We start from the raw sequence: 9,116 nt of genomic DNA on the forward strand, positions 1-9,116 counted from the left end.
TTATTTCTTCTTACCAGCTTTACCTTCTTTACGAAGAATGCGTTCGCCTTCATACTTGATACCTTTACCTTTATACGGCTCTGGTTCACGTACGGAACGAACTTTAGCTGCCATAGCGCCTACTAATTCTTTATCAATACCTTTAACGATGATTTTCGTGTTCGTAGGAACATCGAACTCAATACCGTTTTCAGGAGTGATTTCAACTGGATGGGAGTACCCAACGTTGAGAACTAATTTGTCGCCGCTCTTGTTAGCACGGTAACCAACGCCAACTAGATCCAAAGATTTCGTGAAACCTTCCGTTACGCCACTTACCATGTTGGCAACAACACTACGTGTTGTACCATGCAGGGAACGGTGGAGTTTGTTATCGGAAGGACGCTCAACGGAAATCTCGTTTTCTAGAACATTTACTTTCATATCTTTATGAAGTTCACGGGACAAGGAACCTTTAGGGCCTTTAACCGTGATTTGAGTATTGTCTAGTGTTACATTTACACCACTTGGAATGGTGATTGGCTTACGACCAATACGAGACATGTTTGCACCTCCATTCAATTACAATTGTATTACCAAACGTAGCAGATAACCTCTCCGCCAGCTTTGGATTGACGAGCATCTTTATCCGTCATAACTCCTTTAGATGTGGAGATGATGGCAATCCCTAATCCGCCCAGAACACGAGGGATTTCTTGTGATTTAGTGTAAACGCGTAGACCTGGTTTGGAAATTCTTTTCAAACCGGAGATAACACGCTCATTGTTTGAACCGTATTTCAGGAACAAACGAATGATACCTTGTTTGCTATCTTCAACGTACTCAGCGTCACGGATAAATCCTTCTTTTTTAAGGATTTCAGCGATTTCCCTCTTCACTTTTGACGCAGGAATTTCAACTGTTTCATGACGTACGATATTCGCATTACGAATGCGAGTTAGCATATCTGCAATTGGATCTGACATGACCATTTTGTGTAAACCTCCTTCCCGAAAATAGGGTGATTACCAGCTTGCTTTTTTAACGCCTGGAATCTGACCTTTGTGTGCTAATTCGCGGAAACAAATCCGACAAATTTTGAACTTGCGAAGCACTGAATGCGGACGTCCGCAGCGCTCACAACGTGTGTATGCTTGCACTTTAAACTTCGGGGTACGTTGCTGTTTGACTTTCATCGAAGTTTTTGCCACTTAATATAACACCTCCTGATAGGTACGACTGGTAACCTATTTAACGAAAGGCGCTCCGAGTTGTGTTAAAAGCTCGCGAGCTTCCTCGTCGGACTTAGCCGTTGTTACGATAACAATATCCATACCACGAACTTTATCAACTTTATCATACTCAATTTCTGGGAAAATGAGTTGTTCTTTCAGACCAAGTGTATAGTTTCCACGGCCGTCAAAAGCCTTGTTGGAAATACCACGGAAGTCACGTACACGTGGAAGTGATACGTTGAAGAGTTTATCCAAGAAATGATACATGCGCTCGCCGCGAAGAGTTACTTTCACGCCGATTGGCATATTTTCACGAAGTTTGAAACCCGCGATAGCTTTTTTGGATTTTGTTACAACTGGTTTTTGACCAGAGATCTTTTGAAGATCTTCTACTGCAGTGTCAAGAACTTTGGAATTCGATACAGCCTCACCAACACCCATGTTGATAACGATTTTCTCGATTTTAGGAACTTGCATTACAGTTGTGTAGTTAAACTTTTGAATTAACGCTGGAGTGATTTCGTTCAAATAACGATCTTTCATTCTTACTGCCATGACTCATTTGCCTCCTTTCCATGCTTGTTTGTATTAGTCGATAACTTCGCCGGATTTTTTCGCGATACGAACTTTCGTTCCGTTATCCAATACTTTGTATCCTACGCGAGTAGGTTTGCCGCTCTTAGGATCAATTAGCATCACGTTAGAAACGTGGATTGCAGCTTCTTGATTCAAGATACCGCCTTGTGGATTTTGTTGAGATGGTTTTGCATGTTTCTTAACCATGTTTACACCTTCTACAAGCACACGGTTTTGACGAGGATAAGCAGCGATAACGCGACCCTTCTTACCTTTGTCTTTACCAGTGATCACAAAAACCGTATCGTCTTTTTTCACGTGCAGTTTATTGTTATGAGATTCTAATCTCTTTTTTAATCTTGGCATTAGCTTCTACACCTCCTGAGGTTTCCCGTTAGGAAAACAAACATCGTAACTGTTCTTAGATAACTTCTGGAGCCAAGGATACGATCTTCATGAAGTCTCTGTCACGAAGTTCGCGTGCAACTGGTCCAAAGATACGTGTACCACGTGGACTTTTATCTTCTTTCACGATAACAGCCGCATTCTCATCGAATGAGATATATGATCCGTCTTTACGGCGAGCACCGCTCTTCGTACGAACGATTACTGCTTTAACAACGTCACCTTTTTTGACAACGCCACCTGGTGTTGCTTCTTTTACTGAACAGACGATCAAATCACCAATGTGACCAACGCGACGACCAGTACCACCCAAAACGCGGATACACATTAATTGTTTCGCACCTGAGTTGTCAGCGACAGCCAAACGAGTAAATGGTTGAATCATCGTATTCCCTCCTTTCGGGGTTCATGTCTCGATTATTAGATAACAACGCCAACTTCAGTAACTTCAACCAGTCTCCAGCTTTTATCTTTGGATAACGGTCTAGTTTCACTGATTTTCACAGTGTCACCGATTTTAGCTTGGTTGTTTTCGTCATGCGCTTTAAACTTTTTCGTATATTTGATTCTCTTGTGATAGAGATCATGTTTTTTGTAAGTTTCGACAGCAACAACAATGGTTTTATCCATTTTATCGCTGACAACTTTACCGATCAGCACTTTACGATCGTTACGTTCAGCCATCTAAGGAACCCTCCCTTCTAGATTTGGTTACCCAATCCCCAATTCTCTTTCACGCAAAATAGTCTTGGCACGAGCGATCTCTTTACGCAAATCACGAATTTGAGTCGGGTTGTCCAATTGACCAGTAGCTAGTTGAAAACGGAGGTTAAAGAGTTCTTCTTTAAAACCATTAACTTTTTGCTCAATTTCAGCAGTGGTTAAGTTCCGGAATTCACTACCCTTCATTTGCTTCACCGCCTACTTCTTCTCTTTTCACGAATTTCGTTTTGATTGGAAGCTTGTGAGCAGCAAGACGCATCGCTTCACGAGCGACCTCTTCACTTACACCAGCAAGTTCAAACAAAATTTTACCCGGTTTTACTACAGCTACCCATTTCTCCACGTTACCTTTACCACTACCCATACGGACTTCAAGCGGTTTTTGTGTAACTGGTTTAGCTGGGAAGATTTTAATCCAAACTTTACCGCCACGTTTGATGTAACGTGTCATGGCAATACGTGCTGCTTCGATTTGACGGTTGGATACCCAAGCCGGTTCTACCGCTTGCAGACCATATTCGCCAAAAGCTACTTCCGTACCGCCTTTAGCGCGACCTTTCATGTTACCGCGGTGTTCTTTACGGTGTTTTACACGTTTAGGTACTAACATGATTTAAATTCCTCCTTCCGGCTGAGCCTTTTTCTTAGCTGGCGGAAGCACTTCTCCACGATAAATCCATACTTTTACACCGATACGTCCATAAGTAGTGGCTGCTTCAGCAGTACCATAGTCGATATCCGCACGAAGCGTATGAAGTGGAACTGTTCCTTCGCTATATCCTTCCGTACGAGCAATCTCAGCACCGCCAAGACGTCCGCTAGTTGCTACTTTAATACCTTTAGCGCCGGATCTCATTGTTCTTTGCATAGCTTGTTTCATAGCACGACGGAATGAAACGCGACGTTCCAATTGAAGTGCGATAGCTTCAGCTACGAGAATTGCATCAAGATCTGGGCTTTTGATTTCAGAAATGTTGATGTGAACTTTTTTATTGGACATGCCAGCGATGTAGTTGCGAATAACTTCAACTTCAGCTCCGCCTTTACCAATAACCATTCCTGGTTTAGCAGTATGAATCGTAACGTTCACACGGTTAGCCGCGCGCTCGATATCGATGTGGGAAACTGCTGAGTCTTTAAGTTTATTTTTTAAGTATTCGCGGATTTTGACGTCTTCAAGCAACAGAGTTCCGAAATCTTTCTCTGCGAACCATTTGGACTCCCAATCACGAATAATACCAATTCTAAAGCCTACCGGGTTTACTTTCTGACCCACACGTTATCCCTCCTTATTTTTCAGATACCACGATTGTGATGTGGCTGGTACGTTTTTTGATCGCGCTAGCGCGACCCATTGCACGTTGTTGGAACCTTTTCATTGTAGGTCCTTGGTTAACAAACGTCTCAGATACCACTAATTTATTAGGATCTAATGAATAGTTATGCTCTGCATTGGCAATAGCGGAATTCAGTAATTTCTCCAGAATTGGAGAAGCTGCTTTAGGTGTGTGACGCAGAATCGCAATCGCTTCACCTACCGCTTTTCCCCGAATCAAGTCAACAACTAGCTTTGCTTTACGAGGAGCAATCCGAGCGTGGTTCAATATTGCTTTAGCTTGCATGGTAGTACCTCCTCTCGGTTAAAAATGAAATTAACGTTTTCCGGTTTTCTTGTCGTCATCGTGACCTTTGTAAGTACGAGTTGGTGCAAATTCACCAAGCTTGTGTCCAACCATATCTTCGGTTACATACACAGGCACGTGTTTTCTTCCATCATATACTCCGAAAGTGTGACCAACGAATTGCGGGTAAATCGTAGAACGACGGGACCACGTTTTGATAACCAGTTTTTTGCTGGAAGTGTTCAAGTCTTCTACTTTTTTCAGTAAGTATCCATCAATAAATGGACCCTTCTTTAAGCTGCGACCCATGGGTGTTCCTCCCTTCCTTGAACCTCAAGAGAATTCATATATCCTAGATTACTTCGTACGACGACGTACAATGTATTTATCGGATGCTTTACCTTTTTTACGAGTTTTGAAACCAAGCGTCGGTTTACCCCATGGTGACATAGGTGATTTACGACCGATTGGTGCGCGTCCTTCACCACCACCGTGTGGGTGATCATTCGGGTTCATTACGACCCCACGAACTTGTGGACGATTGCCTTTCCAACGGTTACGTCCTGCTTTACCGATTTTCACGAGCTCGTGATCTTCGTTACCAACAGAACCGATTGTTGCGCGGCAAACTTTAAGGACTTTACGAACTTCACCGGATGAAAGGCGAATTGTTACGTAAGTTTCTTCTTTACCAAGAAGTTGAGCTTCCGTACCAGCAGCGCGCACTAGTTGTGCACCTTTACCAGGCTTCAACTCGATGTTGTGGATAACTGTACCAACTGGAATGTTTTCCAATGGAAGAGCGTTACCTACTTTGATATCTGCTTGTGGTCCAGAAACGATACGATCGTCCACTTTAAGACCTTTAGGAGCGATGATGTATTTTTTCTCACCATCAGCATAATGAATCAATGCGATGTTTGCGGAACGGTTAGGATCGTACTCAACTGTAGCAACGCGTCCTGGTATTCCATCTTTAGTACGTTTAAAATCGATAATACGGTATTTACGTTTGTGTCCACCACCATGGTGACGAACCGTAATTTTACCTTGGTTGTTACGACCAGCATGCTTGAACAGAGGAGCAAGCAATGATTTCTCCGGTGTTGATGTTGTGATTTCTTCAAAAGTAGAAACCGACATCGCACGTCGAGCTGGTGAGGTTGGTTTGTATTTTTTAATTGGCACTCTGATTTCCTCCTTACTTCAAGAAATGGGTTATACCGATTCAAAGAATTCCAATTCTTTGCTCTCTGCGCTTAGGGACACGATAGCTTTCTTCCAAATGGAAGTGTAACCGGAGTGTTTGCCATAACGTTTTGGCTTAGCTGGCATTCTCAATGTGTTTACATTTGTAACTTTTACTTTGAAGATAGCTTCAATAGCTTGTTTAATTTCTGTTTTGTTAGCGCGAAGATCCACTTCGAAAACATACTTTTTATTAGCCATTAGGTCGCTTGTACGCTCAGTGATGATCGGGCGCTTGATAATGTCGCGTGGATTTTTCATTGTGCAAGCACCTCCTCAACTTTCTGTACAGCCTCTTGTGTTAAGATCAATTTGTCATAAAGCATGACATCAAGAACGTTAACTCCATCAGCAGCAACAAATTTCACACCTGGGATATTACGAGCAGACAAAGCAACATTGGAGTCGTTAGCAACGCCCACAACTAGTACTTTGCTATCTACTTTCAGGTTGTTCAGAATAGCAACGAAATCTTTCGTTTTCGGAGCATTCAATTGAAGTTGATCCAATACGATCAAGTTGTTATCGATAAGTTTCGAGGACAAAGCGGATTTGATCGCTAAGCGACGAACTTTTCTAGGCAATTTGAAACCATAGCTACGAGGTGTCGGTCCGAATACGGTACCGCCGCCTTTCCACTGTGGAGCACGAATACTACCTTGACGCGCACGACCTGTACCTTTTTGTTTCCAAGGTTTACGACCACCGCCGCGAACTTCCGAACGACCTTTTGTTTTGTGTGTTCCTTGACGCACAGCTGCTTGTTGCAAAAGAACAGCTTCGTGGATCGCATGAACGTGAGGCTCAATTCCGAAAACAACGTCAGACAGTTCAACTTCTCCTACCTGAGCACCTGTTACATTATATAAAGCTACTTTTGGCATCTGTCTTCCTCCTTTCTTACTTTTTCACAGCAGACTTCACGCTAACGTAGCTGTTTCTAGGACCCGGAATGGAACCTTTAACTAGCAACACGTTACGCTCAGCATCTACTTTAATGATTTGCAGGTTTTGCAAAGTTACTGTTTCGTTACCCATATGTCCTGGCAATTTCTTACCTTTAGGAACGCGGTTTGCTTGAATGGAACCCATGGAACCTGGTCCGCGGTGATAACGTGATCCGTGAGCCATAGGGCCTGTGGATTGGTTATGTCTTTTGATGTTACCTTGGAAACCTTTACCTTTGGAAGTACCCGTTACATCAACGAATTCGCCCTCTGTAAACAGATCTGCTTTCAGTTCTTGACCAACTTCATAGTCACCCAACTGAATGCCACGAATTTCTTTAACGTAGCGCTTAGGCGTTGCCCCTGCTTTTTTCGCATGGCCAAGCTCTGGTTTAATGATTCTGCTAGCTTTCACATCATCAAAACCGATTTGGATCGACTCATATCCGTCGTTATCCACATCTTTCTTTTGCAGTACCACACATGGTCCCGCTTGAATGACAGTTACCGGAACTACATTACCCTCCGGAGTAAACAACTGTGTCATCCCAAGTTTTTTTCCTAAGATACCTTTCATCGTTGACACCTCATTTCCTTCCTAAACGTTCATTCTATAGTTGTTTTACAGTTTGATCTCAATATCTACGCCAGACGGTAAGTCTAAACGCATTAGAGCATCAACTGTTTGTGGTGTTGGATTCACAATATCGATAAGACGCTTATGCGTACGCATTTCGAATTGCTCACGCGAATCCTTGTACTTGTGCACCGCACGAAGAATCGTGATGATTTGCTTCTCTGTCGGAAGCGGAATCGGACCGGATACACCTGCACCGGAACGCTTGGCAGTTTCCACGATTTTCTCAGCTGATTGATCAATAATTCTGTGATCATAAGCTTTCAAACGGATACGAATTTTTTGCTTTGCCATGATAAGTCCCTCCTTCTATCGCCCAATTTATTATCGGACATACTCCGCGAAAATTCTCCAACAACCATCCCCATGGCAAAGGGGCCAGGTGTGTCGGCAACCTTTCGCATCATCGCAACGTCACAGACCAACGTTTTATATTATATAAAATTTGAAAACGAAAAGCAAGCGAAATTTTAGGCATATGCATAAAAAAACACTCACCGCCTAAACGATGAGTGTTTCTTCTATATAAAGGTATTACTTTTGAATTGTTGCAACCGCGCCCGCACCAACTGTACGTCCGCCTTCACGAATCGCGAAGCGTGTTCCTTCTTCGATTGCGATTGGGTTGATTAGTTCAACAGTAACAGTGATGTTATCACCAGGCATAACCATCTCAGTACCTTCTGGAAGGGAGATGATACCCGTTACGTCAGTTGTACGGAAGTAGAACTGTGGACGGTAACCTGTGAAGAAAGGCTTATGACGGCCACCCTCTTCTTTAGTTAGAACGTAGATTTGTGCTGTGAAGTTCGTGTGTGGTTTAACTGAACCTGGTTTCGCAAGTACTTGTCCACGCTCGATATCTTTACGGTCTACACCACGAAGCAAAGCTCCAATGTTGTCACCAGCTTGAGCGGAATCAAGCAATTTACGGAACATCTCTACACCAGTTACGATGCATTTACGAGTTTCTTCAGCGATACCAACGATTTCAACTTCTTCTTGTACTTTAACAGTACCACGCTCAACACGACCAGTTGCAACTGTTCCACGACCAGTGATTGAGAATACATCCTCAACTGGCATAAGGAAAGGCTTGTCAGTTTGACGCTCAGGAGTTGGGATGTAAGTATCAACTTGCTCGAACAACTCGATGATTTTGTCAGCCCAAGGACCTTCTGGGTTAGCAAGAGCTTCACGAGCTGCACCACGGATGATTGGAGTATCATCGCCTGGGAACTCATATTCGTTAAGAAGGTCGCGAACTTCCATCTCAACCAATTCAAGCAACTCTTCGTCTTCAACCATATCACATTTGTTAAGGAATACTACGATGTAAGGTACGCCTACTTGACGGGAAAGAAGGATGTGCTCGCGAGTTTGCGGCATAGGGCCGTCAGCTGCGGATACAACCAGGATCGCTCCGTCCATTTGAGCAGCACCAGTGATCATGTTTTTAACATAGTCAGCATGTCCAGGGCAGTCAACGTGTGCGTAGTGACGGTTAGGTGTTTCGTACTCAACGTGAGCCGTGGAGATTGTGATACCGCGCTCGCGCTCTTCTGGTGCTTTATCGATTTGGTCGAATGCTACTGCAGCTCCACCGTATCTTTTGGACAATACAGTTGTAATAGCAGCTGTCAAAGTTGTTTTACCATGGTCAACGTGACCGATAGTACCGATGTTAACATGCGGTTTGTTACGTTCAAATTTAGCCTTTGCCATTTTAAACGATTCCTCCTTA

18 protein-coding genes are annotated in these 9,116 nt (G+C 43.4%); all 18 read right to left on the reverse strand.

Annotated features, from left to right (window positions below; translation table 11 throughout):
* The 18 genes from rplF to tuf all read right to left on the reverse strand — a co-directional run bounded on the left by rplF (window position 1) and on the right by tuf (window position 9,097).
* Window positions 1-543, reverse strand: coding sequence for a 50S ribosomal protein L6 (gene rplF, locus ASD40_RS16180; RefSeq protein ID WP_047683181.1), 543 nt, complete (start codon window positions 541-543; stop codon window positions 1-3).
* Between the two features lie 29 nt (window positions 544-572).
* A complete protein-coding gene (gene rpsH / locus ASD40_RS16185; RefSeq protein ID WP_029196454.1) occupies window positions 573-971 on the reverse strand; it encodes a 30S ribosomal protein S8 in 399 nt (132 codons plus the stop codon).
* A gap of 33 nt (window positions 972-1,004) precedes the next feature.
* The gene (locus ASD40_RS16190) at window positions 1,005-1,190 is read right to left on the reverse strand and encodes a type Z 30S ribosomal protein S14 (protein ID WP_029196455.1); all 186 of its coding nucleotides are present in this window, start codon (window positions 1,188-1,190) and stop codon (window positions 1,005-1,007) included.
* A 36-nt stretch (window positions 1,191-1,226) separates the two neighbouring features.
* Complete coding sequence (rplE, locus tag ASD40_RS16195; protein ID WP_056834174.1) at window positions 1,227-1,769, reverse strand: 50S ribosomal protein L5; 543 nt, start codon at window positions 1,767-1,769, stop codon at window positions 1,227-1,229.
* A gap of 33 nt (window positions 1,770-1,802) precedes the next feature.
* On the reverse strand, window positions 1,803-2,156 hold the full coding sequence (gene rplX / locus ASD40_RS16200; protein WP_079418006.1) for a 50S ribosomal protein L24: 354 nt from the start codon (window positions 2,154-2,156) through the stop codon (window positions 1,803-1,805).
* 55 nt (window positions 2,157-2,211) lie between these two features.
* Window positions 2,212-2,580, reverse strand: a complete 369-nt coding sequence (gene rplN / locus ASD40_RS16205) for a 50S ribosomal protein L14 (protein ID WP_028557485.1) — start codon at window positions 2,578-2,580, stop codon at window positions 2,212-2,214.
* A gap of 35 nt (window positions 2,581-2,615) precedes the next feature.
* On the reverse strand, window positions 2,616-2,879 hold the full coding sequence (gene rpsQ, locus ASD40_RS16210) for a 30S ribosomal protein S17 (RefSeq protein ID WP_057304267.1): 264 nt from the start codon (window positions 2,877-2,879) through the stop codon (window positions 2,616-2,618).
* Between the two features lie 27 nt (window positions 2,880-2,906).
* Window positions 2,907-3,104, reverse strand: coding sequence for a 50S ribosomal protein L29 (gene rpmC, locus ASD40_RS16215; RefSeq protein ID WP_028557487.1), 198 nt, complete (start codon window positions 3,102-3,104; stop codon window positions 2,907-2,909).
* Entirely contained in the window at window positions 3,094-3,528 is a 435-nt protein-coding gene (gene rplP / locus ASD40_RS16220; protein ID WP_029196459.1) for a 50S ribosomal protein L16, read from the reverse strand. The genes rpmC and rplP overlap by 11 nt, the downstream gene beginning before the upstream one ends.
* A 3-nt stretch (window positions 3,529-3,531) precedes the next feature.
* Complete coding sequence (gene rpsC, locus ASD40_RS16225) at window positions 3,532-4,194, reverse strand: 30S ribosomal protein S3 (RefSeq protein ID WP_029196460.1); 663 nt, start codon at window positions 4,192-4,194, stop codon at window positions 3,532-3,534.
* Window positions 4,195-4,207: 13 nt separating this feature from the next.
* A complete protein-coding gene (rplV, locus tag ASD40_RS16230; RefSeq protein ID WP_028557490.1) occupies window positions 4,208-4,540 on the reverse strand; it encodes a 50S ribosomal protein L22 in 333 nt (110 codons plus the stop codon).
* 30 nt (window positions 4,541-4,570) lie between these two features.
* The gene (gene rpsS / locus ASD40_RS16235; protein WP_029196461.1) at window positions 4,571-4,849 is read right to left on the reverse strand and encodes a 30S ribosomal protein S19; all 279 of its coding nucleotides are present in this window, start codon (window positions 4,847-4,849) and stop codon (window positions 4,571-4,573) included.
* A gap of 48 nt (window positions 4,850-4,897) precedes the next feature.
* On the reverse strand, window positions 4,898-5,728 hold the full coding sequence (gene rplB / locus ASD40_RS16240; protein WP_028557492.1) for a 50S ribosomal protein L2: 831 nt from the start codon (window positions 5,726-5,728) through the stop codon (window positions 4,898-4,900).
* A gap of 30 nt (window positions 5,729-5,758) precedes the next feature.
* The gene (rplW, locus tag ASD40_RS16245; protein ID WP_028557493.1) at window positions 5,759-6,049 is read right to left on the reverse strand and encodes a 50S ribosomal protein L23; all 291 of its coding nucleotides are present in this window, start codon (window positions 6,047-6,049) and stop codon (window positions 5,759-5,761) included.
* Window positions 6,046-6,672 carry a 50S ribosomal protein L4 gene (gene rplD / locus ASD40_RS16250; protein ID WP_057304268.1) on the reverse strand — a complete coding sequence of 209 codons (627 nt, stop codon included), beginning with the start codon at window positions 6,670-6,672 and terminating at the stop codon, window positions 6,046-6,048. Before rplD ends, rplW begins: the two co-directional genes overlap by 4 nt.
* Window positions 6,673-6,688: 16 nt before the next feature.
* The gene (rplC, locus tag ASD40_RS16255; RefSeq protein WP_028557495.1) at window positions 6,689-7,312 is read right to left on the reverse strand and encodes a 50S ribosomal protein L3; all 624 of its coding nucleotides are present in this window, start codon (window positions 7,310-7,312) and stop codon (window positions 6,689-6,691) included.
* 45 nt (window positions 7,313-7,357) lie between these two features.
* On the reverse strand, window positions 7,358-7,666 hold the full coding sequence (gene rpsJ, locus ASD40_RS16260) for a 30S ribosomal protein S10 (RefSeq protein ID WP_028557496.1): 309 nt from the start codon (window positions 7,664-7,666) through the stop codon (window positions 7,358-7,360).
* Between the two features lie 240 nt (window positions 7,667-7,906).
* Entirely contained in the window at window positions 7,907-9,097 is a 1,191-nt protein-coding gene (gene tuf, locus ASD40_RS16265) for an elongation factor Tu (protein WP_047683193.1), read from the reverse strand.
* Window positions 9,098-9,116 lie beyond the last annotated feature (19 nt).

Origin of the sequence: Paenibacillus sp. Root444D2 (assembly GCF_001426375.1) — a bacterium.
Taxonomy (GTDB): Bacteria; Bacillota; Bacilli; order Paenibacillales; family NBRC-103111; genus Paenibacillus_E.

Coding starts and splice junctions, on each gene's coding strand:
- rplF (WP_047683181.1), bottom strand. CDS start 543: ATGTCTCGTATTGGTCGTAAGCCAATCACCATTCCAAGTGGTGTAAAT.
- rplC (WP_028557495.1), bottom strand. CDS start 7,312: ATGAAAGGTATCTTAGGAAAAAAACTTGGGATGACACAGTTGTTTACT.
- rpsJ (WP_028557496.1), bottom strand. CDS start 7,666: ATGGCAAAGCAAAAAATTCGTATCCGTTTGAAAGCTTATGATCACAGA.
- rplX (WP_079418006.1), bottom strand. CDS start 2,156: ATGCCAAGATTAAAAAAGAGATTAGAATCTCATAACAATAAACTGCAC.
- rpsS (WP_029196461.1), bottom strand. CDS start 4,849: ATGGGTCGCAGCTTAAAGAAGGGTCCATTTATTGATGGATACTTACTG.
- tuf (WP_047683193.1), bottom strand. CDS start 9,097: ATGGCAAAGGCTAAATTTGAACGTAACAAACCGCATGTTAACATCGGT.
- rplD (WP_057304268.1), bottom strand. CDS start 6,672: ATGCCAAAAGTAGCTTTATATAATGTAACAGGTGCTCAGGTAGGAGAA.
- rplE (WP_056834174.1), bottom strand. CDS start 1,769: ATGGCAGTAAGAATGAAAGATCGTTATTTGAACGAAATCACTCCAGCG.
- rplW (WP_028557493.1), bottom strand. CDS start 6,049: ATGAAAAATCCACGCGACATTATCAAGCGCCCGATCATCACTGAGCGT.
- rpmC (WP_028557487.1), bottom strand. CDS start 3,104: ATGAAGGGTAGTGAATTCCGGAACTTAACCACTGCTGAAATTGAGCAA.
- rpsH (WP_029196454.1), bottom strand. CDS start 971: ATGGTCATGTCAGATCCAATTGCAGATATGCTAACTCGCATTCGTAAT.
- rplN (WP_028557485.1), bottom strand. CDS start 2,580: ATGATTCAACCATTTACTCGTTTGGCTGTCGCTGACAACTCAGGTGCG.
- rpsQ (WP_057304267.1), bottom strand. CDS start 2,879: ATGGCTGAACGTAACGATCGTAAAGTGCTGATCGGTAAAGTTGTCAGC.
- rplP (WP_029196459.1), bottom strand. CDS start 3,528: ATGTTAGTACCTAAACGTGTAAAACACCGTAAAGAACACCGCGGTAAC.
- rplV (WP_028557490.1), bottom strand. CDS start 4,540: ATGCAAGCTAAAGCAATATTGAACCACGCTCGGATTGCTCCTCGTAAA.